Origin of the sequence: Streptococcus mitis, assembly GCF_946190285.1 — a bacterium.
GTDB lineage: Bacteria > Bacillota > Bacilli > Lactobacillales > Streptococcaceae > Streptococcus > Streptococcus mitis_CP.
This window is the reverse complement of record NZ_CAMHZX010000001.1, coordinates 96,175-118,950: the sequence shown is the minus strand read 5'-3', so window position 1 is coordinate 118,950 and position 22,776 is coordinate 96,175. Positions and strand designations below refer to the sequence as shown.

The window sequence follows — 22,776 nt, the reverse complement described above, 5'->3', positions numbered from 1 at the left end:
CTTATACCAATTTATCTAAGAAACTTTCCCCAATCATGGCAGTTTCCACACCAAAGTTATCGGCAACAGTCGCTGAAATATCTGCAAAATGTCCTACTGGAATGACACCATTTCCTTTAAAATCAGGACTGTAAGCCAAAAGTGGGATATATTCGCGAGTGTGGTCTGTTCCTGCGTAAGTTGGGTCGTTCCCGTGGTCCGCAGTAATCAAGAGAAGGTCGTTCTCTCGCATGGCTGCGATAATTTCAGGTAAGCGTTCATCAAACTCATGCAAGCAATCACGGTAGCCGTGAGCATTACGACGGTGGCCGTAAAGGGCATCAAAGTCAACCAAGTTTGTGAATGAGAATCCTTTTTCAAACTCAGCAAGGCCCATAGTCTTCAACAGTGTATCAATTCCATGGCTGTTTGACTTGTTGTGGCCCATGTCATGGTTGATACCAGCACCGTTAAAGATATCATTGATTTTACCAACAGCGTAAGTATCGATACCAGCTTCATTCAATTTATCCAAAACAGTCGGTGCAAATGGAGAAACGGCTAAGTCACGACGGTTGGCTGTACGAGTGAAGTTACCTGGTTCACCTACATAAGGGCGAGCAATGATACGACCAAGAAGGGCTGGGCGCTCAAGGGTAATAGAACGTGCGTATTCACAGATACGGTACAATTCATCCAAAGGAATAATATCTTCGTGGGCAGCAATTTGCAAAACAGGGTCAGCTGAAGTATAGATAATCAACTCTCCAGTTTCCATCTGACGTGGTCCAAAATCATCGATAACAGCTGTACCTGAGTATGGTTTATTGGCTTCACGAATGACCTTACGTCCTGAGAATTCTTCGATTTTTGTCAAGATTTCTTCTGGGAATCCATTCCAGAAAGTATCGAAAGGCTCAGTAATGTTGAGTCCCATGATTTCCCAGTGTCCAGTCATAGTATCCTTACCAAGAGATACTTCTTCCAATTTTGTTGCATATCCTGTTGGATTGCTTTCAGCTGGAACAGTCTTAAGAGGAGTTTCACGAGGAATATTCCCCAGACCAATTTTAGCCATGTTTGGCACATTCAAACCAACTGTTTTTGAAATGTGTCCCAGTGTGTCAGAAGCTCCATCTGGAACCCCTGCATTGACAAAGTTATTAGCATCTGGTGCAGCACCGATTCCTACAGAATCTAGTACCACCAAGTGAATACGATTAAATTTTGACATAGTGTATCTCCTTATTATTTTAGTTATCTTGCTTTTGTTGAAGTTAAAATCTGAACCCCGTCTCGTCCAGCAATGATGACCTTATCCACCATTTGGTTGAATAAGCCGTGCTCTACAACACCAACAACATGGTCCAATTCTTGTCCGAAAGTAATTGGATCTTCAATGACATCCAAGGCAAGATCTACGATAAAATTCTGCATATCCGTCACAAAACGGTGGCCGTCTTTTTCACGGAAACTTGGTTTGTAGCCAGCTCGCTCAAAACGACGAAAAACCTGCTCTGCGCCATACTGAACCACTTCTACTGGCAATTTAAAAGCACCCAGTTTCTCGACTAGCTTGCTTTCATCCACTACCCAAATATATTCTTTTGAGGGCGTTGCCACAACCTTCTCCATGAGAAGGGCACCACCACCACCTTTGATTCCGTTAAACTGACTATCCACTTCATCCGCCCCGTCAACTGTCACATCGACAAAGTCTACTTGATCAATAGACTTGAGTGGGATATTAAGCCCTTCAGCCTGTTTACTGGTCACACTAGAAGTCGTTACAGCTGTAATCTGCAATCCTTCTTCCTTGATACGACGACCGATTTCTTCTACAAAATAATAGGCAGTAGACCCCGTTCCAAGTCCGACTACCATGCCATCCTTGACAAACTCAGCAGCCTTGATACCTGCCATTTTCTTCAGATTTTCCACTCAAACACCTCCATTAAAGAGCTATTTCTATTATAACATGTATCCTTTTTTATTTCATGGATACACTAGAAAAACCCGAACATTTTTATTTTTATGTCCACCTTGTTTTGGTAGTTAGAATCTTAGTTATGAGAACTTGTAGATAAAAACATGTCCTAGCCAAAAGCAGCAACAGTTGATTTTTTATCATAAAGATGATTAAATAGTTAAGTACAGAAAAGGAGACATAAGATGAACCCATTAGATTTATTTAACCAAGTAAAAGAATTAATCGAAACAAAAGATTTCGAAGCTGCAAAAACATTTGTTGCAGAAAATCAAGAACAGCTTGGAGAATACTTCTCTCAAGCTCAGCAGTTGATTTCTGGTTCTGAAGGTCTAGATGGCCTCGTTGGAAAGATTAAAGGATTTTTCTAAAAGATATAAAGGCGCCTAAAACGATCAGGTGCCTTTTTGAGATATTTTTTTCATTATTTTGGGAAGATGAGTACTGATTTCCGTCGGCAAGACCACATAATGTTCTTGAGATAGTTCTTGGGCTATGGCTGAATGAAGATGGGTTACCACTGCCACACGTTCGTAGAGACTGGCCTGTCGGAATTGGCCTACAAATCCTGCGATCATCCCAGCCAGAGTATCTCCCATTCCCCCAGTCGCCTGATAGGGACCGCCAACCTGTAACTGGTAATAATCAAACTGACCAACTTGCCAAATACGAGTAGCTGGACCTTTCTCTACCAAAATTGTTCCTTGAGGGAAGGAAGTTAGGGCACTAGCCGTTGCATCTTCATTTTGCTTTTCAATAGCAATACCAGACAGCTTTTCCCATTCTTTTTGGTGAGGAGTTAGGATAATCTGGTTAGACGGAAATGACAAACTTGTTCTAGCAAGGATGGCTAAGGCCCCTCCGTCTACAATCAAAATCTGATTCTTTTTTAAGCTAGCAAAGACCTGTTTGACTAGATTTTCTCCAAAAGCATCGTCTCCTAAACCAGGTCCCACTAAGACCACTTCTGCCTTCTCCAACTGCTCTTTTAACAGTTGCTGGTCTTGAAGAGAAAAGGCCATAGCTTCCGGTAAATGACTGTGCAAAGCTGGGATATTTTCCCTATCTGTTCCAACGGTCACCAAACCAGCTCCACTTTTAACAGCTGCCAAAGCAGCCATGATGATAGCACCACCATAAGGATAAGTCCCACCAAGCAACAGCAGACGGCCATAGTCTCCTTTATGACTGGTACGAGAACGTTCAATAATGACTTTTTCTAGTAAGGTTTGATCAATCACTCTCATCGTTTTTCCCTCTCGCATTTATTATACAACAAAAAGGAGGCGCATACCTCCTTTTATAAACTTATTTCTAAAATTTAATATTCATTTCTGCCATTTTAGATATAGCTATAGAAAATACACTTTCCTCAGAAAATTTTTCTCTTATTTTCTATCCAATGTCCGGAGTGCTGCTTGATAAGTTTGCTCCATCAGCATAGTAATGGTCATAGGACCTACACCTCCAGGAACTGGCGTAATATGGCTAGCAAGTCGGGCAACTGCCTCATAATCCACATCCCCACAGAGCTTACCATTTTCATCACGATTCATCCCAACGTCAATGACTACCGCACCTGGTTTGACAAAGTCAGCAGTCACAAACTTGGCACGACCGATTGCGACCACCAGAATATCTGCTTTAGCAGCCACCTTGGCAAGATTATGAGTCCGTGAGTGGGTCAAAGTCACTGTCGCATTCTTTGCCAAAAGAAGCTGGGCCATGGGTTTTCCAACAATATTGGAACGACCGATGACGACCGCATTTTTACCTTCCAAGTCAATCCCGTATTCATGGAACATTTCCATAATCCCTGCAGGTGTAGAAGGGATCATGACTGGATGACCAGACCAGAGACGTCCCATGTTTAGGGGATGGAAACCATCTACGTCCTTTTCAGGATCAATAGCTAATAAAACTGCCTCTTCGTCAATATGTTTTGGTAATGGTAACTGGACCAAAATTCCATGCCAAGCTGGATCTTGATTGTATTTGGCAATCAAGTCTAACAATTCCTCTTGAGTAATGGTATCTGGAACTCGCACAACTTCACTACGGAAACCAGCCGCAAGGGCTGACTTCTCCTTGTTGCGAACATAGACTTGGCTGGCAGGGTTGTCCCCAACTAAAATCACCACCAAACCAGGTACTAGCCCCGTTTCTTCTTTTAATCTTGCAGTCTTTTTAGCCAGCTGTCCTTGTAACTTAGCTGCTAGAGCCTTCCCATCAATAATCTGTGTCATATCACTTCTCTTTTCTTTCAAATATCTTCCATTATATCAAAAACTGCTAATCCCCTCTAACACTTCTTTCCTAGGCTATCCTATAGTTTCAAACTATAAGAAAAAGCTCGAGTCGAGCTTTTCATTCATCTATACTTTACATGTAAAGCTAGCTACAAATAGCTAAACAAAGCTAACTTATAAAACCTTACTCAAGAAGTCTTTAGTCCGTTGTTCTTGGGTTTGTTCAAAAATCTGTTCAGGTGTTCCATCTTCAACAACCACACCGTCTGCCATAAAGATGACACGGTCTGCCACCTCACGAGCGAATCCCATCTCATGCGTTACGATAACCATGGTCATTCCTGACTTGGCTAAGTCTTGCATAACAGCCAACACCTCACCTACCATTTCAGGGTCCAGGGCTGAAGTTGGCTCGTCAAAGAGCAAGACATCAGGTTCCATAGCCAACCCACGCGCGATGGCAATCCGTTGTTGCTGACCACCTGACAAACTCTGTGGATAAGCGTCTGCCTTATCTGGCAAACCAACTTTTTCCAAAAGCTCTTGGGCTCTCTTCTCAGCAACAGCCTTGCTCTCACCTTTGGTCTTGATAGGTGACAAGGTGATATTTTCCATCACAGTCATATTAGGAAAGAGATTGAATTGTTGGAAAACCATGCCCATCTTCTCACGCATGGCAAAAAGATCATTCTTCTTATCCGTAATATCGACTCCCTCAAAGATAACCTTCCCCTTGGTCGCTTCTTCCAACAAATTCATAGAACGAAGCAAGGTAGATTTCCCGCTTCCTGAAGGACCGATGATGACGACAACCTCTCCTCTTTTAATCTCGAGGTTGATGCCCTTCAATACTTCATTCTTTCCAAAGGATTTATGTAAATTTTCAATTTTTATCAAGGTTTCTGTCATTATTTCTTATCTCCTTGTCCCATACGTTTTTCAAAAGCTTTCAAGGCCACTGTCAAAATAGAAGTCATAATCAAGTAATAAAAGGCTGCAAATAAAAGTGGTGTCAAAGGCAAATAGGTTGTTGTAGAAACTGTTGTAGCACCATTCCACAACTCCATGACCCCAATAGCTGATAAGAGAGAACTATCCTTGATAATAGTGATAAATTCGTTCCCCAAGGCTGGTAAGATATTTTTGATTGCTTGTGGCAAAATCACATAGCGCATCGCATTTTTAGGACGAATCCCTAAAGAATAAGCCGCTTCTAACTGCCCCTTAGGAACCGCATTAATACCGGCACGAACAGTCTCAGAAACATAAGCACCACTGTTCATAGAGATAATCAAAATTCCTGGAATCAGACGAGAAAGATCAACACCCAAAATCCCAACCTGAATAGTCGGAGCATTGATATGCATAAGGGCAAAGGCAATCATAATCTGAACCATCATCGGTGTCCCACGGAAAATCCAAACGTACAAGTTGGCGAGCCAGACAAGCGGTTTAAACTTTGAACGTTGCCCAAAAGCCAAGACAACACCCAAAATAGTTCCCAAAAAGACAACACAGATAGAAATGAGAACCGTCACGACAGCCCCATAGTTAAAATAAGGTAAATACTTAGGTAAAAAAGAAAAATTCATAGTCACACTGCTTTCTAAAATAGAATACTGTATGATTATAACATGAATTGAATTAAAATTCAAATCTTTTGTCTAATTTATTCAAAAAATCTTTAAGTTGGTAGAATTAGCGAGAAATCTTAGTTTTTTCTAGGCAAGTTGACCTCCTTTATGGTAAAATAGTAACGATAAGAAATGAAGGAGAATCAAAATGGAATCACATTTGGTTAGAATCATCAACCGCCTTGAAGCAATGGCAAAAGACGGCGGAAATTTAAAACGTAATTTTGAACGCGAAGGAGTTGTTGTTGCAGAAGTTGCATACAGCCACGACGAAGAAAACGGCTCAATCTTTACCCTTCGTGATGTCGAAGCTCGCGAAACTTATACGTTTGACAGCATTGACTTGATTGCAATGGAGATTTACGAACTCCTTTACTAATACAAAACAAGCTGGGATTACACCCTGCATGTCTAACCAAAATCCTTTTTGTCTCACAAATAGGATTTTTTTATAGTCTAAACTCACAAAGATTTTCCTTGTAACAACTTCTCAAAGCTACAATCTTTTTACTTGCTTTACACCCCAATCCTGTTATAATGAAATTATAGAATTTTGACTATTTTTGACCTTTAGACAGGTCAGCCTAAAGAAAGAAATGAGGTAGATGTATGCTTTGTCAAAACTGTAAAATCAACGACTCAACAATTCATCTTTATACCAATCTTAATGGAAAGCAAAAACAAATTGACCTCTGTCAAAACTGCTATAAGATTATCAAGACAGATCCTAACAATAGCCTCTTTAAAGGTATGACAGATCTGAACAATCGTGACTTTGATCCCTTTGGTGATTTCTTCAATGACCTAAATAATTTTAGACCTTCTAACAACACTCCTCCGACTCCCCCAACCCAATCAGGTGGAGGTTACGGTGGAAACGGTGGTTATGGTTCCCAAAATCGTGGATCTGCTCAAACTCCGCCTCCAAGCCAAGAAAAAGGCCTGCTAGAAGAATTTGGTATCAACGTAACTGAAATTGCCCGTCGTGGAGATATAGATCCCGTTATTGGGCGCGACGATGAGATTATCCGCGTCATCGAGATTCTCAATCGCAGAACCAAGAATAATCCTGTTCTTATCGGTGAACCAGGTGTCGGAAAAACTGCCGTTGTCGAAGGTCTAGCTCAGAAAATCGTTGATGGCGATGTTCCACATAAACTACAAGGTAAACAAGTCATCCGTCTGGATGTGGTTAGCCTAGTTCAAGGAACAGGTATTCGTGGACAATTTGAAGAACGCATGCAAAAACTCATGGAAGAAATTCGCAAACGTGAGGACATCATCCTCTTTATCGATGAAATCCATGAAATTGTTGGTGCTGGTTCTGCAGGCGATGGCAATATGGATGCAGGGAATATCCTCAAGCCTGCCCTTGCTCGTGGAGAACTGCAATTGGTCGGTGCTACTACCCTCAATGAATACCGTATCATTGAAAAAGATGCTGCTCTAGAGCGTCGCATGCAACCTGTTAAGGTCGATGAACCAACGGTGGAAGAAACAATCACTATCCTCAAAGGTATTCAAAAGAAATACGAAGACTACCACCACGTTCAGTATACCGATGCTGCAATTGAAGCAGCTGCAACTCTTTCCAATCGCTACATCCAAGATCGCTTCTTGCCTGACAAGGCCATTGACCTCCTAGATGAAGCTGGTTCTAAAATGAACTTGACCTTGAATTTTGTGGATCCTAAAGTAATTGATCAACGCTTGATTGAAGCTGAAAATCTTAAATCTCAAGCTACACGAGAGGAAGATTTTGAGAAAGCAGCCTACTTCCGCGATCAGATTGCCAAGTATAAGGAAATGCAAAAGAAAAAGGTCACAGACCAAGATACTCCTATCATCAGTGAGAAAACCATTGAGCACATTATCGAGCAGAAAACCAATATCCCTGTTGGTGATTTAAAAGAGAAAGAACAATCTCAACTCATCCATCTAGCCGAAGATCTCAAGTCTCATGTTATTGGCCAAGATGATGCGGTCGATAAGATTGCCAAAGCTATTCGCCGTAATCGTGTTGGACTCGGTACGCCTAACCGTCCTATTGGAAGCTTCCTCTTTGTTGGGCCAACTGGTGTCGGTAAGACGGAACTTTCCAAACAACTAGCTATCGAACTCTTTGGTTCTGCTGACAGTATGATTCGCTTTGATATGAGTGAATATATGGAAAAACACAGCGTGGCTAAATTGGTCGGTGCCCCTCCAGGTTATGTTGGCTATGATGAGGCTGGTCAATTAACTGAAAAAGTTCGCCGCAATCCATATTCTCTCATCCTTCTTGATGAAGTTGAAAAAGCCCATCCAGATGTCATGCATATGTTCCTTCAAGTCTTGGACGATGGTCGTTTGACAGACGGGCAAGGACGTACCGTTAGCTTCAAGGATGCCATCATCATCATGACTTCAAATGCAGGTACAGGTAAGGCAGAAGCCAGCGTTGGATTTGGGGCAGCTCGTGAAGGACGTACCAATTCTGTTCTCGGTGAACTCGGTAACTTCTTTAGCCCAGAGTTTATGAACCGTTTTGATGGTATTATCGAATTTAAGGCTCTCAGCAAGGACAATCTCCTTCAGATTGTCGAGCTTATGCTAGCAGACGTTAACAAGCGCCTTTCTAGCAACAATATTCATTTCAATGTAACTGACAAGGTCAAGGAAAAATTAGTTGACCTCGGTTATGATCCAAAAATGGGAGCACGCCCACTTCGTCGGACTATTCAAGACTATATTGAGGACGCAATCACTGATTACTATCTTGAAAATCCAAGCGAAAAAGACCTCAAGGCAGTTATGACCAGCAAGGGCAAGATTCAAATTAAGTCTGCCAAAAAAGCTGAAGTAAAAACTTCTGAAAAAGAAGTATAAATCCTATAGAAAAGGAGTAGAAAATGAAAATTTTCTGCTCCTTTTTATAAAATAACTATAAATTCTTGACAGCTCGGCCTTTGTCCATTAAGATAATAATAAAGATAATAGATAATGAGGAAAATGCAATGGCAAACCCAACTTTCGGAGAAAAGAAAGCAAATACAGACTATGTTTCACGCTATGGCGTATATGCAGTTATCCCTGATACTGAACAAAAACAAATTGTTCTTGTTCAAGCACCTAATGGTGCTTGGTTCCTACCAGGTGGTGAAATTGAAGCAGGTGAAAATCATCAAGAAGCACTAAAGCGTGAATTGATTGAAGAGCTTGGCTTCACAGCTGAAATTGGTACCTATTACGGACAAGCTGACGAATATTTCTACTCTCGTCACCGTGACACCTACTACTACAATCCTGCCTACCTCTATGAAGCGATTTCTTTCAAAGAAGTGCAAAAACCACTAGAGGACTTTAATCATATTGCCTGGTTCCCTATTGACGAGGCTATTGAAAACCTCAAACGTGGTAGCCATAAATGGGCCATCCAATCTTGGAAAAAACAGCATAAGATTGACTAAATCAAGCTACTTTATTCAAAAAGTGCTATAATAGAATTAGAAAATCGGAGGAAATGTTATGAAGCTAATCAATACGACAAACTCACACTCGCAACTTGTAAAAAGCCAGCTAGAAAGTACAGATGCAACCCTTGTTGAGGTCTATTCTGCAGGGAATACTGATGTTATTTTTACTCAAGCTCCGCTTCACTATGAAATCCTCATTTCAAACAAACACCGCGCTATTCGTGAACCTGAAATCGAAGCTATTCAAGAATTTTTCTTGAAACGTAAAATTGATAAGGACTCTATTGATGAGGCCAATATCAAAACCCTCTATTCAGAAAAATTAATTGGAATTTCAATTCCGACCAAATAAAATCTTGGAGAGATTAGAAAGTGCTTTGAACCTTATGGAACAAAATTAGGTTTATTTAGCTTTTTAAATCATCTCCAATTTTTTATCTTGAAATCCTATCATTCATGGTTTTATGGCTAACAAAGGAGACAAGCATGGGAGACATCATATATCGAGAGGCAAGACTTGAAGAATACGAAAAAATTGGAAAACTATTAGCCAATTCCTTTCTTGACTATCCTTTTTTAACGATTTTAAAAGACGATTTGAAGAAACCTGACTCCTATCCTGCTTTTGTAGAAACATTGCAAATTCTGCTTACTAGAGTCTATATTAAAAAAGGAAACTGTTTAGTTGCGGAACAAGATGGAGAATTACTAGCAGTCTCCCTTTTGCAACAAAAGGATTTCTGTATACTATACTATCTACGAAATGGTGGGACAAACATTTTTCGCTACATTCGACCACAAAATCTCCTTAAATACTTTGACTTTGTAAAACGTTCCAAAAAGCACTTAGAAGAATCTGGAGAGTTTGATTGGTATTTGATGGCTTTAGCTGTCAATATAGAAAGTAAGGGGCAGGGAATAGGCAGTACTTTTCTGACACAAGGAATTGAACCTTATGTCAAATCAAAAGGCTGTAAACACTTGGGACTCATAACTAGTACAGCTAGAAATGCCTCATTCTACGAAAAAAACGATTATATATTACTGGACCATATGGACTTAGAATACGGATCAAAATCAATTGGTAACTGGGCATTTTTAAAAACAATAAATAAATAAAAAAGATTTGGTGCTGCTTATCACAGAACCAAATCTTTTTTTATTATGTTAGAAACGAATCGTCTCACGTGTTTTTTCGTATGAAGTGACAAAACGGTTAGTTACACCTGGTTCTGCAACTTCCAAAGCTTGCGAAATCTTCTCAAATGAAGCATGATAATCAAATTCTTTTTCAAAAATTTCTAATGATTCATTAAAGGCTTCTTGAATTCGTTCATCAAATGAGCGGTAACGGTTCGAATACTGTAGCAATTGTTCTGTCAATGTTGCATATTGAACAATATTATAGGTTTCTTCTTCAAGTGCTTCCATATCATTGGTTGTAATTTCAAGCATACGGTTCACAGCTTCGATATTGACCCGAGCTTCTTCTAGTTCAGCCATCAACTCTTCAGTATGGTTACTTGCTGTAAAGAACGACTGTAAGAAATTCTGAGGAATACCTGGAAGATTGCGTTTTTCCATATATCTCTTAATTGTGTGAAGACGATTAACATAAACATTTGCCTTCTGGCGAGCATTGATATCATCTTTTTCAATCTGAGCAAGACGTTGACTAACCGCAACTTGTTCATCTTCAATTTCCTTCAAAGTCGCTTGTAAGTTTTCCAAACGATCTTCAAGGAATGAATAAGGTTCAGAATGTTCCTCTTGTTCAGAAGTTAATTCCAATACAGATTCTTCTAAAGATTCTAACTCAGCTTGTAATCTATGAACATGACTAACATCCGTTTCAGATAGTAGGTAATTGTTACTCAATCGTTGAATATCTTCCACTAAAACAGCATTACTATCTTTCATGTGTTTCAAATATGTAGGAAGTGTTGCAACTAAGCCTTCTACTACTTTTTGAGCAGCGATTTCTCGTGTAAAGATATCATAGAGTGAATTGATTTCTTCTTGAACTTGAGTATTTTCATACTCAGCATTATCCAACTCTAATTGTGCAATATTTTCGTGGTTTTTCTTCAAAGCTTCATAAAGCAATTGGAAGCGAGATTCAATATCCGTTTCAGCAAAATGATAGTTAGCATCTAAAAGCTTACGGTAACCATCCTCCAAATCATCCAATTGATCAGGTAGCTCTTTAGATAATGTTTTTACAATCGCTGGCAAGCGGTCAACAATGTGACTCAAAGCCAAGATATGATTTTCAGCATTATCCAAAATCACAGCAGCTTCTACTGGGTCACCTGAAGTATTCAAAGTAACAAACTGAGAAAACTCTGATTGGATATTTTCCAATTGTTTTTCGATTTCAGATAAACCTTGGCCATATTCTTCAGAATGATCAGCCACTCGGTGTTGTAACTCTTCAAACAAGTCCAAGGTATGAAGAACACGTCCACTATTTTTAGACTCTTGTTTCTCCAAATCTGCCAAGGCATTGCGAATTGACGCAATATCTTCTTCAATCAAAGTAATTTGGCTCTCGATTTGGTCGATTTGATGACTGGCCTTAAAAAAACGGAATGAGTTGTTATAGCCTTCTGCTTCAAAAAGATTATTTTCGATATCAGCAAAAGAGTTAAGAGATAGGTCAACCCATTTTTGGTTCCACTCACGGAAAGTCACTTGACTTTGTCCAATCAAGTGCATATTTTTTACAGCTTCAACTTCATCGTTTACTGGAAGATTGTACAGCTCTTCTTTTTTCTCTTCTAAAATTGCTAATTTACTTTCATTGCGTTTTCGTACGTAGATTGCGATAGCATAGGCAATCACTAAGAAAACTGCAACTGCAATTGCAAGATAAATTACTAGACTACCAGACATATTAAACTCCTTTTTTACTTGAAACAATCGTAATGATTATATCACATTTTTTAGACCAAGGGAACTACTTCTCCCGATTTTTTAGACATCAAGTGTACTATAGACGGCATTTTCTTCGATAAATTCACGACGAGGCTCTACTCGATCCCCCATCAACATATCAAAGATTTTATCTGCCTCAGCTGCATCATCCACAGAAACTCTGGCCATCAAGCGGTGTTCTGGATCCATGGTTGTTTCCCACAATTGGTGGTCGTCCATTTCACCAAGACCTTTATAACGCTGAATAGTCGGTTTGGTACGACCTTCACTATAACGTGCTAAAGCTTCTTGGAGTTTGATTTCTTGATCTGCTCCTGGCTGGATATATTCTTTAATCTCACTTCCAACCTTGACTCCATAGATTGGTGGTTGGGCAATATAGACATAACCAGCTTCTAGAATTGGTTTCATATAACGATAAATCAAGGTTAAAAGAAGGGTACGAATGTGGGCTCCATCGACATCGGCATCGGTCATCAAAACGAGTTTTTGGTAACGGGCTTTTGAAACATCAAATTCTGCGCCAAATCCTGTTCCCATCGCTGTGAAAAGACTACGAATTTCTTCGTTAGCTAGAATCTTATCCATACTTGCCTTTTCAACGTTCAAAATCTTACCGCGAATTGGAAGGATTGCTTGAAATTCACGGTTACGACCAGATTTTGCTGATCCACCAGCTGAATCTCCTTCGACGATGAAGAGTTCTGTTTCCGCAGGATTGTTAGAAGAACAATCTGCTAGTTTTCCTGGAAGGTTGGAAATTTCCAAACCAGATTTTTTACGGGTAACTTCACGCGCACGCTTGGCAGCCACACGAGCCTTAGCAGCCAAAATACCTTTTTCCACGATACGTTTAGCAATCTGTGGATTTTCCATGAGGAAATCAGAGAAGGCATCACTGAAGAGACGATTGGTAATCTTGACCACTTCGCTATTCCCCAGTTTGGTCTTGGTCTGTCCTTCAAACTGTGGATTTGGGTGTTTAACTGAGATAACTGCAGTTAATCCTTCACGGACATCTTCCCCTGTTAGATTGTCTTCATTGTCTTTCAATAACTTATTTTTACGAGCATAATCGTTGATGACACGTGTCAAGGCTGTACGGAAACCTTGTTCATGCGTTCCACCTTCATGGGTATGAATATTATTGGCGAAACTCATGACATTTTCATGGTAACCTGTTGTGTACTGCATGGCTACTTCAACTGTGATATCATCCATCTCACCATCTGTATAGATTGGTGTATCAAAGATAACATCCTTGTTCTCGTTAATATATTCAACGTAACTAGCAATCCCACCTTCATAATGGTAATGCTTAGTTTGTTCTAACCCCTCACGCTTATCTGTGATGGAGATTTGAAGACCACGATTTAGAAAGGCCAACTCTTGAATCCGTTTATTTAATTTATCAAAATCAAAGGTTGTTGTTTCAGTGAAAATTTCTGGGTCCGGTGTGAAGTGAACTGTTGTTCCCGTTTTATCCGTATCTCCAACCACCTCAAGGTCTGCAACAACATGACCACGACGGTATTCTTGGTAATGAATTTTACCATTTTTGTGGACATGGACATCTAATTGAGTTGAAAGGGCGTTAACAACTGAGGATCCCACTCCGTGAAGACCACCAGAGACCTTATATCCGCCACCGCCAAACTTTCCTCCAGCGTGAAGAACAGTAAAGACAGTCTCAACGGCAGGTCGACCTGTTTTTTCCTGAATATCGACGGGGATACCACGTCCATCATCGACAACAGTAATCGAATCATCTGGCTCAATAAAGACTTGAATATGGCTGGCAAATCCTGCCAAGGCCTCGTCGATTGAGTTATCAACGATTTCCCAGACTAGATGGTGAAGACCTTCTTTTGAGGTTGACCCGATATACATCCCTGGACGCATACGAACAGCCTCTAAGCCCTCTAAAACTTGAATTTGACTGGCATCATAATCCTGTGCCTGCAGATTTTTGATTTCTTCTGTCATCTTATTCCTTTTTCTTACATGTCTAATACTTGTCTTAAATTCACGATACTGGTAAACAAGTGGGTAGCTAGTCCTGCAGCTTTCCCGGCTTCGATATCAATCGGTCGATCACCAATTACAAGACCAGAGTTAATCTGATACTTTTCTCTTAAATAAATCATGGACTCAGGATCTGGTTTTCTCTTAAAGCCTGAGTTAGAAGTCACCACTTCTGTAAAATAAGCTGCTATAGAGGTTTTTTCTAAAATTTCCAAGACCTGATCATTTCGATGAGAAACCAAAAAATGACGGCCACCTTGATTGGAGATATCTTTCAATAAATCAGAAACTCCATCAAATAAAATCGGGTGTTCAAGCTCTCTGGCTTCATTTTCCTTGTACTTTTCTAAAAAATTCTCTAAGTTGGGAGCGAATGTCTCAATCGCAAAATCAGTAGAAACCTTTAAAGCCTGATAGACACTATCATGGTCTTGTGTGATGCCATACAATGCCAATGTTTCAACAAATGCAGCTGTTGAAGTTTCGTAATTATCCAGTAAAGTTCCACCTAAATCCCAGATATAATCGTGATATTTCATACCCTTCATTATAGCATTTTTTTATGAAAAAAGCGATGATTTCCCTGAGTTTTCCACATAAAAAAACGAGAGTTTGACTCCCGTTTTACTGATTTTTACCAAAGACATCTCGATAGAGCATTCCTGTTCGTAAAGTCTCTGCGTCTCCTCCTAGTTGGTCCACCAACTCGTAAGCAAAGGCAAGGGCTGTTGAGGGGCCTCGACTGGTTGTCAAATGACCATCTACCACTACTGTTTCCTTGACGTAGTGACCATCAAGGATTTGCTCTTGAACGCCGTCATAACAAGTGTACTGCTTGTTTTTCAATAGCCCTGCTTGATTGAGAGCAATTGGCGCAGCACAAATGGCTGCTAGTTTTTTTCCTTCTCGTTCGAAGCTTTGCAACTCTTGAATCAAGGCCTGATTATCACGTAAATGTGCAGAACCAGGCATCCCTCCAGGAAGAACAATCATGTCATAGTCTGACAAATCTCCATCAAAGACTCGATCTGCTCTTACTTGGATTGCATGTGAACCTGTTACTTGCTCCTCAAATCCTACCATATCACAAGTGATATTGGCACGACGCAAAACATCTACAACTGTCAAAGCTTCAATTTCTTCAAAACCCTGTGCTAACATAACTGCTACTTTAACCATGATTTTCTCCTTATTTAATTTGTTTTAATACAACCTTTTTCCGTTTGAATGGAACTTTTCCGCTCTTTTCTTCAGCTAGATTGGTCTGGTAACTCATCGATAAAAGCAAGCCTACACCAATTAGATTACTGATAATAGCTGATCCCCCTTGGGAAATGAAAGGCAATGGAATCCCAGTCAAGGGAAGCAAGCCAGTAACAGCACCGATATTCTCAAAGATATGGAAGAGCAACATCATAATCAAACCTGTGGAAATATAGGTATAGAACTGGTTATTTGATTTAAGAGTAATCTTCAACATACGGTAAATCAGCATGAGATAAAGGGCAATAACAAGAACAGAGCCAATAAAGCCAAAATCTTCTGCAATGACCGTGAAAATCATATCCGACTCTCGAACTGGAATAAGCAGATTAGAAGCATTAAATCCTTGACCAAACAAGCCTCCACTACCAATCGCAATCTGCCCTTGAGCCTGCTGATAGGTCGTTGTTTGAGCAAAATCAAAAGGATTAAGCCAAGCCAAAATACGGTTGATTTGGTAAGTCGGCATTCCCAGTTGATGGAGAAAAGCCCGGCCGTCCTTGCTGATAAAAATAGCTAAAAAACCAGCAATTCCTGTTACAGCAGTCACAAATACTGGGATAATAATTTTCCAAGAAACTCCTGATAGCAAGACGATTCCTGAGAAAATGGCTACAAAAACCAAAGCCGTCCCTAAGTCACTTTGAAGTGCCAAAAGAACTAGGACTGGAATGGTAAAGAGAATCATCCAGAAAATCAACAAGAAGTCCAGTGGAACTGTGCGTCTCCATTCCTTATGTTTTTTTGTAAACTGGACAATGACACGGGCCAACATGAGGATATAGGATATCTTCATAAATTCTGACGGCTGGAACAAGGTGATACCATTTACCGATACCCAGTTTTTGGCACCCGTGGATGCAACTAAACTTGGATTATAAAAGACAATCGGCAAAACCATAAGTCCCAAGCCTAAAATATATAGAAAGGGGGTCACCTTCCAAAGAAATTCTGTATTAAAGAGCATGACGATAAAACCAATCACAAGCCCCAAGGCAATCCAGGCGACCTGCTGCCCTAAAATGGGCAGAATATTGTTTGGATAATCATGACTAACGGCTATGTAGATAGCCACTACGCCAATAACCAGTAGAAAAAATACTGGCAAGAGCAAACTATAATCGACTCTAGAGTCGAGAGAACGTTTCATATATACTAACCTTATACTTTCATACTATACTATTTATCAAAGCTCATTTAAAAATTCATCAATAGTCTCATCAACTTCGGATTGAGAGACGGTTTTAACTGTCGCTTCTTTTGCTAGAGATGCTACTATTTGTTTGCCATATCGCTTTCCGACAATTCTCCTATCCAAAATGAGAGTTAAGGAACGTTGGTGTTCGCGTCTCATACTTCTTCCCAAAGCCTGTTTTAAACGAATAATAGCCATTGGCAACTGATAATCATAAAAGGCATTTTTTCCTTCTTGAATCAATTCCTGATTGATTTTTTTCGTCAAGGGCTCTTGGGGATTTTGGAAAGGGAGTCTTGGTACAACTTGAATTACAAAAGAATGGCTTGAAAAATCCACTCCCTCCCAGAAACTTGCTGCACCAAGCAGGATTTGTTGCTCCCCTTTTTCAAAACGCTTCTTAAGCTGATGCACATCCCCATTTTTATACTGGGCCAGATGGCTAACTGGTAGTAAATCCGATACTGCTAGAAGCATGTCTTTAGCAGTAAAGAGAACCAGAATCGGTTGCTGGAAAGCTTGAATTTCCACTAGTAAATCAGCTACCTCTTTGGCATAGACTTCTATGGAAGTTTCTGTCACCAGAGGGAAATCTTTGACCAAGACCACTTCTTGGTCCTGTTTTCTACAAGCTTCAATCTTGACAAATTTGGCTTCAGGATAGCCTAACAGGTCGGCCAAAGAAACTCTCTGACTAATCTCAAGAGTAGCCGATACTCCCAAGACTTGGCAACTCTCAGGTATTAAAGAGGACAGAAGAATACGGCCAGATTTCGTAGAAGAAATTTGAACTTTCTTTTGACTCGTTTCAATTGCTTCAAGCCAGTAATCTCGGTCAGCTGTAAAATAGCGAACCAGCTCCTCAAAGCCTTCTACTTCTAATTCTGAAAAATATTGATGGAGATTGGCAAGAGAATCTAAGATATTTTTCCTAGATTTTCCAGACTGAAATTGTTCTATCAAGTAGAAGCACTCAAAGCGAATACTTTCTAGTATTCGTTGTTGGACCTTATTTTGCTCCTCCAGTAAAGCCTTATCAAGCAAATCGATAATAGACTGGATATCGTAGGTCTCTTGAAGCAGATTTTCTAGAGCTAACAAAATCTTTTGAACTTCATCAATAATCAATAAACGGTCACTGACAAATTCAGGATTATCTTCAAGTCTGGTTACAAGATAGGCATGATTGGTCACTAAAAGCTTGCAGGTTTGTGTTCTTTCTTGACTACGTTTCCAAAAATCTTCCGTCACAAATAAGCTATGAGATGATAAATTCCCGTCATGACGAAGATCTGTTAGAAAATGTTGGTAACGGTAGAGTTGCCCAATTTCATCCAAATCCCCCGTTTCTGTCTCTGTCAACCAGACCAAGAGTTGCATTTTAAAACGTCTAAATAAGCGATTTTCATCATTTTCTTGCAAGGATCGATAAAAGGCATCCAACTTCAGATAATTGTGTGGTCCTTTTAAACTATGAATATCTATATGGAACACTTCCTTGAGACGTTTCCCTTCTTCTTCCATGATCTGATTTTGAAGAATCTTTGTCGGAACACTAAGAACAATTTGTCGCTCTTTGGCTTGAGATAAAGCGGGTAAGAGATAGCCATAGGTTTTCCCAATCCCTGTCGGTGCTTGAATTAATGAGACAGGCTCATCTTTCAATAGCAAACCAACCTCTTTAGCAAAACTTTCTTGCTCCTCCCTCACTTCAAGGTTCAACAGAGAAATATTCTTAGAAAAATCTTGGGATAATTTTCGTGACTCCATGGAATCTGCAGTTTTCTTGAAATATAGCCCTTGAACTTCGACCAAGTCTGGAGAACTCAGGATAGATTGACTTCGATAAATTTCTTCAATAACCAGGTAGGACTCATATAGGAGGGCGTCAGCCATTTCCAGCAAGCGTTCCAGGAGACCTTTAGGAAGCTGGGCCATCTTTTTTCGTAGAAATAAGAGTAATTCCGCGGTAGCGTGTGCATCTGAAAGGGCTGTGTGAGCGTGCTTAAGAGGAATTCCTAATTCTCGACACAATATCGGCAAACTATATTTTTCCAGTTCTGGGAAAAAGACCTGAGCCAATTCGACCGTGTCAACACGAGGATTTTTTAGTTCATAGCCTTCAAAAAATAAATTTTCCGCCAAGAGATTGGCATCAAACTGAACATTATGGGCTACAAAAATCCCATCCTCCACCAAGTCAAAGATTTTTCTAGCAACTTGCGAAAAATCAGGTGCTTGCGCCAGACGTTGGTCTGTCAATCCTGTCAGTTCTTTGATATGAGCATCTAAGGGTTCATGTGGATTGACATCCGTCGTATAGTGATCGACGATTTTTCCGTCCTCAATCACAACAATTCCCACTTGGATAATTTTAGCCTTACTACCTGTGCTAGTTGCCTCTAAATCAACCACAACATAGCGATTACCAATCGTTTTCATTATAAAAAATTATACCAAAAAAAGGGCCATTTGGCACCTGCAAACATAGGATAATTTTCAAACTCAAGAAGCTTACTTTTCTTAAAAATCCCAGCAAACAGAGCATCCTAGCCTGCTGATTTTTTTAAAATAGTGAAGAAATACGAAAAATTGAGAGAAGAAATTTTAAATCTTCCTTCTCTCAACGAATCATTTGCTTTATTTAACCATGTCAGGATCGTAGTCATAAAATCCTGTATCAAGGAAACGGTTTTTAGGGTGAAGTTTACGCACTTCTTCATCCAGCAAGAAGGCTTGGTCATGGCTAAAGTTACCCTCTTGAATCAAGCTACGCGCTTGGATAAAGAGTTTTGCAATCTCAACAAAGTTCTGACCAGGTGTATAGAGACCTTCTAATTTCCAGTGAGTAAAACCATGCTCTACCAATTCTGTCAATTTTGTCATCAAATCAAGGTCATTGTTGGCAAAAATGTGGGTTCCATGATTGTCTTCAAAAATGGAATAGTGACTCTCTGGGTCACTTGGCTCAGCCAAGAAGAGATCACGCTTGCGCGTCTTTTCATCATCGATGTGCGTAAAGTTATAGTAATTTTGCAAGAGCGGACGTTTAGAATGATGGATAACGCTAGCTCCGTAAACCAAAACTTCAGCAGGAATTTCCAAAATCTCTGGCATTTTGAAAAGTTCAGCTGATGGAATTTCACGCGCCAAAACAGCCTCAGATGCACCAGCCTTTTGTCCCCAGAAGTTGATCTGACGACTACTAGTTACCATGGTTGAAGCATCGTAGATGGTCTTAAAGGAATAACCATCGCGGTTGACTACGTAAAAGACACCTGCATCCCCAATCGTAATGTAGTCTGTCTTGATTTCTTCCAAAAAGTCTAAGAAAGGCTTGATACGATCCATCATATCTTGGTGCATGAGGGCGTTAACCGCAACAATCAATTCTTTACCTGCTTCATGAACCAACTTAGCAATTTCACGCAATTGGTCATGGCTAAAGGTTGTTGGCAGACGAAGGCCAAAATCTTTCTCACCGACATAGATACGGTCTACGCCAGCTTCGAGCAGTTGTTTAACTTGTTCAATACTTTCAGCAGTTGCTGTAATGATAATCTTTTCCATAAGAAAAATTATACCACATTTCTGGAAAATCAGCCATTCTTTAAAAATGAAAAGGGACTTTATTCTTATTGTAACCTTTCTGTAATAATTCTCTGCTGAAAAAATGATAAAATAGGTATGTACTGTTAAGGAGAGAATAATGCCCGTAAGAAAATTACAATCCTATGAGGTAGACTATCAAGAAGAATTAAGCCAGCAGGTTCCTCGCTATCAAGATTATACACCTGAAGCGCAATCTGATGCCAATCTCAAGGAAATCCTATTTTTTGTTAATATCGCTGTTTTTTGTATCTGTATTGCTATCTTTAGTTTTATCTTTTTAGCATTAAAATTATCACCTGCTCTTGCCTTTACTGCAGCAATCGGATCCAGTTTACTTGTCTTAAAAGTTCAACGCTTCATCATCAAACGAAAACGTAGAAGATAAATCCAAAATATCGCCCCGTCTGGAGCGATATTTTTATTTTTTCTTTTTAGATGGTGTGTGGATGGCAATCTTCACTTCAAAGATTGTTCCCTTTGGTTTATTATCTTTAACAGTAATGGTTCCTTTTAAGGCATCTACAATTTGCTTGGCTAGGGATAAACCTAAACCAAAACCACCTTTTTGACGGGTTCTAGCCTTGTCCACTCGATAAAAACGGTCAAAAATTTTCTTCTTATCTTCTGCTGAAATACCGACTCCATTGTCGGAAACTAGCAAATAAAGATTACGATCAGTCGCTGAAATCATAAAATCAATTTCACCATCCTCCTCAGTATATTTGATAGCATTATCAAATAAGATGGTCATCAGTTGTTTCAAAAGAAGTTGATCTGTGACAATCGTGCGATGGATACGATTTTCAAAACGAAAGACACGGTCATTTTCAGAAGCAATCATCTCATAGTTTGTGAAAGTCGTATTGAAAAAACTGGTTGGAACTTCTGCAAGTTCCGGCTTAATCCCATCATCTCTCCGAGCTAAGTTCAGCAAGTTTGTCGTCAAAAAACGCATATTTCGAACTTCTTCCAAACTAGAGGCAATGCTTTCGCTCACATCCATAATGGTTGCTTCTGGCTTACGAAAAAGGGTCTCTAAACGATTTTGCAAAACTGCAAGAGGAGTTCGTAACTCATGACTGGCATTTTCCACAAAGGACTGCTGCTTCTGCATACTTTCAAGTAAAGGACGAACACTGACCCTAGCCAGATAGAGACTGGCAATCAAAGACAAAATCCAGAAACTAGCCATCACAACCACAATCAGTTGCTCATGCTTTTGACTGGCCTGCTCCAACTGACTGGTATTAATCAAGACAGCCGCATACTTGATATTGGTTGAAACCGAACTGATATTGGTTTCCATCAAGATCATGCGATAGATTTCTTCCTGTCCATAGCTATTAAAAACCTGAATCTGATAGATATGACCTAGTTCTTTCTTTTCTAACTTAATCTTATCCAAGCCCAAAAATCGATTTCCAGAAAGGAGCTGGGTAAAATTCTTATCAAAAAGAATGACTTCTGTGTTAGAACTGACATTGGGTTTCACCTCAGTCTTACTAGTATCTGTAGCGGCATTCTCTAAGTCTTTAATCTCTTCTGTTGCCCTATTTACAGCAAGCTGAATAACTGCTTGAGGATTTTCACTTAGTCCATGAAGCGTATCGTCCACCGAAGTATAGAGACTCGAATGCATGACCTGCAAAATAATCAAGGTCATGGTAGAGAAAATCAGGGTGAAGACACCAAAGTTGCGGATAAAGTAACTAAAGTCATCCGCATACCATGTTTTTTTTAGTTTACTGAACATCTTTTAAAATATACCCAACACTGCGCAAGGTTTGCAAATTCTCTGCAAAAGTGGTTCCTTTTAATTTTTTACGGACTTTTGAAACATAGACTTCAACAACCGAAATCGTTGTATCACTATCAAATCCCCATAGACGGTCAAAAATCTGAGTCTTCGGCAAAATAACATTTTGATTTTGAAGGAAATAAACTAGTAAATCAAATTCTTTCCCCAGCAATTCGACAGGAGTATCTTCGACTTTAACGGTATTGGTTGACAAATTAACCACAATATTTCCATAAGTCAAGGTGTTTTCATTAAACTTACCTGAACGTTTGAGAAGGGCTTGAATCCGCATTTTGAGTTCTTCGAGGTAGAAAGGCTTGGTCAGGTAATCATCTGCTCCTAGTTCAAATCCATGTCCCTTATCATCCAAGCTTTCCTTGGCAGTCATAATCAGAACTGGTGTTGTAATTCCCTTTTCACGCAATTCTTTCAAGACTTGGAAACCATTTTTTTCTGGCAACATCAAATCCAGCAAAATCAAGTCATAGACGCCACTCTCAGCTTCGTAGAGACCTTCTTCTCCATCAAATACCTGCATGACATCCGCAAAATCGTCCAAAAAGTCAAATACTGAATTTGACAGGCCTAGGTCATCCTCAACTAATAAGATTTTTATCATGAGAAACTCCTCCTTATTAAGAC

At 39.8% G+C, this 22,776-nt stretch carries 22 protein-coding genes; 7 read left to right on the top strand and 15 right to left on the bottom strand.

Features of this window, described 5'->3' with window-relative positions; genetic code table 11:
- Window position 1: 1 nt before the first annotated feature.
- Complete coding sequence (locus N8L39_RS00595; RefSeq protein ID WP_261010015.1) at window positions 2–1,213, bottom strand: phosphopentomutase; 1,212 nt, start codon at window positions 1,211–1,213, stop codon at window positions 2–4.
- Window positions 1,214–1,236: 23 nt separating this feature from the next.
- On the bottom strand, window positions 1,237–1,920 hold the full coding sequence (gene rpiA, locus N8L39_RS00590; protein WP_261010016.1) for a ribose-5-phosphate isomerase RpiA: 684 nt from the start codon (window positions 1,918–1,920) through the stop codon (window positions 1,237–1,239).
- A gap of 231 nt (window positions 1,921–2,151) precedes the next feature.
- Between rpiA and N8L39_RS00585 the strand changes: the two genes are divergently transcribed.
- The gene (locus N8L39_RS00585; protein ID WP_001068558.1) at window positions 2,152–2,337 is read left to right on the top strand and encodes a hypothetical protein; all 186 of its coding nucleotides are present in this window, start codon (window positions 2,152–2,154) and stop codon (window positions 2,335–2,337) included.
- 24 nt (window positions 2,338–2,361) lie between these two features.
- On the opposite strand, the gene N8L39_RS00580 is transcribed toward N8L39_RS00585, so the two are convergent.
- The 4 genes from N8L39_RS00580 to N8L39_RS00565 form a co-directional block, all read right to left on the bottom strand.
- Window positions 2,362–3,213 (bottom strand): NAD(P)H-hydrate dehydratase, encoded by an 852-nt coding sequence (locus tag N8L39_RS00580; RefSeq protein ID WP_261010017.1) that lies wholly within the window; start codon window positions 3,211–3,213, stop codon window positions 2,362–2,364.
- 141 nt (window positions 3,214–3,354) lie between these two features.
- A complete protein-coding gene (locus N8L39_RS00575; RefSeq protein WP_261010018.1) occupies window positions 3,355–4,212 on the bottom strand; it encodes a bifunctional methylenetetrahydrofolate dehydrogenase/methenyltetrahydrofolate cyclohydrolase in 858 nt (285 codons plus the stop codon).
- A gap of 177 nt (window positions 4,213–4,389) precedes the next feature.
- The gene (locus N8L39_RS00570) at window positions 4,390–5,124 is read right to left on the bottom strand and encodes an amino acid ABC transporter ATP-binding protein (RefSeq protein WP_000140954.1); all 735 of its coding nucleotides are present in this window, start codon (window positions 5,122–5,124) and stop codon (window positions 4,390–4,392) included.
- Window positions 5,124–5,807, bottom strand: a complete 684-nt coding sequence (locus N8L39_RS00565) for an amino acid ABC transporter permease (protein ID WP_001011642.1) — start codon at window positions 5,805–5,807, stop codon at window positions 5,124–5,126. The genes N8L39_RS00570 and N8L39_RS00565 overlap by 1 nt, the downstream gene beginning before the upstream one ends.
- Before the next feature lie 190 nt (window positions 5,808–5,997).
- On the opposite strand from N8L39_RS00565, the gene N8L39_RS00560 reads away from it, so the two are divergent.
- From N8L39_RS00560 to N8L39_RS00540, 5 genes are all read left to right on the top strand, one after another.
- The gene (locus tag N8L39_RS00560) at window positions 5,998–6,228 is read left to right on the top strand and encodes a DUF1797 family protein (RefSeq protein ID WP_000443570.1); all 231 of its coding nucleotides are present in this window, start codon (window positions 5,998–6,000) and stop codon (window positions 6,226–6,228) included.
- Between the two features lie 230 nt (window positions 6,229–6,458).
- Window positions 6,459–8,717 (top strand): ATP-dependent Clp protease ATP-binding subunit, encoded by a 2,259-nt coding sequence (locus tag N8L39_RS00555; RefSeq protein ID WP_261010019.1) that lies wholly within the window; start codon window positions 6,459–6,461, stop codon window positions 8,715–8,717.
- Between the two features lie 128 nt (window positions 8,718–8,845).
- On the top strand, window positions 8,846–9,298 hold the full coding sequence (locus N8L39_RS00550; RefSeq protein ID WP_261010020.1) for an NUDIX hydrolase: 453 nt from the start codon (window positions 8,846–8,848) through the stop codon (window positions 9,296–9,298).
- Window positions 9,299–9,356: 58 nt separating this feature from the next.
- Window positions 9,357–9,656 carry a DUF1827 family protein gene (locus tag N8L39_RS00545; RefSeq protein WP_000767189.1) on the top strand — a complete coding sequence of 100 codons (300 nt, stop codon included), beginning with the start codon at window positions 9,357–9,359 and terminating at the stop codon, window positions 9,654–9,656.
- A gap of 134 nt (window positions 9,657–9,790) precedes the next feature.
- Entirely contained in the window at window positions 9,791–10,423 is a 633-nt protein-coding gene (locus N8L39_RS00540; RefSeq protein ID WP_261010021.1) for a GNAT family N-acetyltransferase, read from the top strand.
- Between the two features lie 48 nt (window positions 10,424–10,471).
- On the opposite strand, the gene ezrA is transcribed toward N8L39_RS00540, so the two are convergent.
- The 7 genes from ezrA to N8L39_RS00505 all read right to left on the bottom strand — a co-directional run bounded on the left by ezrA (window position 10,472) and on the right by N8L39_RS00505 (window position 20,294).
- Window positions 10,472–12,199: a septation ring formation regulator EzrA gene (ezrA, locus tag N8L39_RS00535; protein ID WP_261010022.1), complete on the bottom strand. Its 1,728-nt coding sequence runs from the start codon at window positions 12,197–12,199 to the stop codon at window positions 10,472–10,474.
- An 81-nt stretch (window positions 12,200–12,280) separates the two neighbouring features.
- Complete coding sequence (gene gyrB, locus N8L39_RS00530) at window positions 12,281–14,227, bottom strand: DNA topoisomerase (ATP-hydrolyzing) subunit B (protein ID WP_000134041.1); 1,947 nt, start codon at window positions 14,225–14,227, stop codon at window positions 12,281–12,283.
- A gap of 14 nt (window positions 14,228–14,241) precedes the next feature.
- Window positions 14,242–14,805 (bottom strand): HAD family hydrolase, encoded by a 564-nt coding sequence (locus N8L39_RS00525; protein WP_261010023.1) that lies wholly within the window; start codon window positions 14,803–14,805, stop codon window positions 14,242–14,244.
- An 85-nt stretch (window positions 14,806–14,890) separates the two neighbouring features.
- The gene (locus N8L39_RS00520; RefSeq protein WP_261010024.1) at window positions 14,891–15,445 is read right to left on the bottom strand and encodes a DJ-1 family glyoxalase III; all 555 of its coding nucleotides are present in this window, start codon (window positions 15,443–15,445) and stop codon (window positions 14,891–14,893) included.
- Between the two features lie 10 nt (window positions 15,446–15,455).
- Complete coding sequence (locus N8L39_RS00515) at window positions 15,456–16,679, bottom strand: FtsW/RodA/SpoVE family cell cycle protein (protein WP_261010025.1); 1,224 nt, start codon at window positions 16,677–16,679, stop codon at window positions 15,456–15,458.
- Between the two features lie 36 nt (window positions 16,680–16,715).
- Window positions 16,716–19,166 carry a bifunctional DnaQ family exonuclease/ATP-dependent helicase gene (locus N8L39_RS00510; protein WP_261010026.1) on the bottom strand — a complete coding sequence of 817 codons (2,451 nt, stop codon included), beginning with the start codon at window positions 19,164–19,166 and terminating at the stop codon, window positions 16,716–16,718.
- A gap of 198 nt (window positions 19,167–19,364) precedes the next feature.
- Complete coding sequence (locus tag N8L39_RS00505; protein WP_033684952.1) at window positions 19,365–20,294, bottom strand: peptidase U32 family protein; 930 nt, start codon at window positions 20,292–20,294, stop codon at window positions 19,365–19,367.
- Window positions 20,295–20,433: 139 nt separating this feature from the next.
- On the opposite strand from N8L39_RS00505, the gene N8L39_RS00500 reads away from it, so the two are divergent.
- Window positions 20,434–20,721, top strand: coding sequence for a DUF3270 domain-containing protein (locus N8L39_RS00500; protein ID WP_261010027.1), 288 nt, complete (start codon window positions 20,434–20,436; stop codon window positions 20,719–20,721).
- Window positions 20,722–20,754: 33 nt separating this feature from the next.
- Here N8L39_RS00500 and ciaH read toward each other — a convergent pair whose 3' ends face one another.
- Both ciaH and ciaR read right to left on the bottom strand, forming a co-directional pair.
- Entirely contained in the window at window positions 20,755–22,089 is a 1,335-nt protein-coding gene (gene ciaH / locus N8L39_RS00495) for a two-component system sensor histidine kinase CiaH (protein ID WP_261010028.1), read from the bottom strand.
- Complete coding sequence (gene ciaR / locus N8L39_RS00490) at window positions 22,079–22,753, bottom strand: two-component system response regulator CiaR (protein WP_000590639.1); 675 nt, start codon at window positions 22,751–22,753, stop codon at window positions 22,079–22,081. Before ciaR ends, ciaH begins: the two co-directional genes overlap by 11 nt.
- Between the last annotated feature and the right edge of the window lie 23 nt (window positions 22,754–22,776).

Coding starts and splice junctions, on each gene's coding strand:
- N8L39_RS00595 (WP_261010015.1), bottom strand. CDS start 1,213: ATGTCAAAATTTAATCGTATTCACTTGGTGGTACTAGATTCTGTAGGA.
- N8L39_RS00585 (WP_001068558.1), top strand. CDS start 2,152: ATGAACCCATTAGATTTATTTAACCAAGTAAAAGAATTAATCGAAACA.
- N8L39_RS00580 (WP_261010017.1), bottom strand. CDS start 3,213: ATGAGAGTGATTGATCAAACCTTACTAGAAAAAGTCATTATTGAACGT.
- N8L39_RS00575 (WP_261010018.1), bottom strand. CDS start 4,212: ATGACACAGATTATTGATGGGAAGGCTCTAGCAGCTAAGTTACAAGGA.
- N8L39_RS00570 (WP_000140954.1), bottom strand. CDS start 5,124: ATGACAGAAACCTTGATAAAAATTGAAAATTTACATAAATCCTTTGGA.
- N8L39_RS00565 (WP_001011642.1), bottom strand. CDS start 5,807: ATGAATTTTTCTTTTTTACCTAAGTATTTACCTTATTTTAACTATGGG.
- N8L39_RS00560 (WP_000443570.1), top strand. CDS start 5,998: ATGGAATCACATTTGGTTAGAATCATCAACCGCCTTGAAGCAATGGCA.
- N8L39_RS00555 (WP_261010019.1), top strand. CDS start 6,459: ATGCTTTGTCAAAACTGTAAAATCAACGACTCAACAATTCATCTTTAT.
- N8L39_RS00550 (WP_261010020.1), top strand. CDS start 8,846: ATGGCAAACCCAACTTTCGGAGAAAAGAAAGCAAATACAGACTATGTT.
- N8L39_RS00545 (WP_000767189.1), top strand. CDS start 9,357: ATGAAGCTAATCAATACGACAAACTCACACTCGCAACTTGTAAAAAGC.
- N8L39_RS00540 (WP_261010021.1), top strand. CDS start 9,791: ATGGGAGACATCATATATCGAGAGGCAAGACTTGAAGAATACGAAAAA.
- ezrA (WP_261010022.1), bottom strand. CDS start 12,199: ATGTCTGGTAGTCTAGTAATTTATCTTGCAATTGCAGTTGCAGTTTTC.
- gyrB (WP_000134041.1), bottom strand. CDS start 14,227: ATGACAGAAGAAATCAAAAATCTGCAGGCACAGGATTATGATGCCAGT.
- N8L39_RS00525 (WP_261010023.1), bottom strand. CDS start 14,805: ATGAAATATCACGATTATATCTGGGATTTAGGTGGAACTTTACTGGAT.
- N8L39_RS00520 (WP_261010024.1), bottom strand. CDS start 15,445: ATGGTTAAAGTAGCAGTTATGTTAGCACAGGGTTTTGAAGAAATTGAA.
- N8L39_RS00515 (WP_261010025.1), bottom strand. CDS start 16,679: ATGAAACGTTCTCTCGACTCTAGAGTCGATTATAGTTTGCTCTTGCCA.
- N8L39_RS00510 (WP_261010026.1), bottom strand. CDS start 19,166: ATGAAAACGATTGGTAATCGCTATGTTGTGGTTGATTTAGAGGCAACT.
- N8L39_RS00505 (WP_033684952.1), bottom strand. CDS start 20,294: ATGGAAAAGATTATCATTACAGCAACTGCTGAAAGTATTGAACAAGTT.
- N8L39_RS00500 (WP_261010027.1), top strand. CDS start 20,434: ATGCCCGTAAGAAAATTACAATCCTATGAGGTAGACTATCAAGAAGAA.
- ciaH (WP_261010028.1), bottom strand. CDS start 22,089: ATGTTCAGTAAACTAAAAAAAACATGGTATGCGGATGACTTTAGTTAC.
- ciaR (WP_000590639.1), bottom strand. CDS start 22,753: ATGATAAAAATCTTATTAGTTGAGGATGACCTAGGCCTGTCAAATTCA.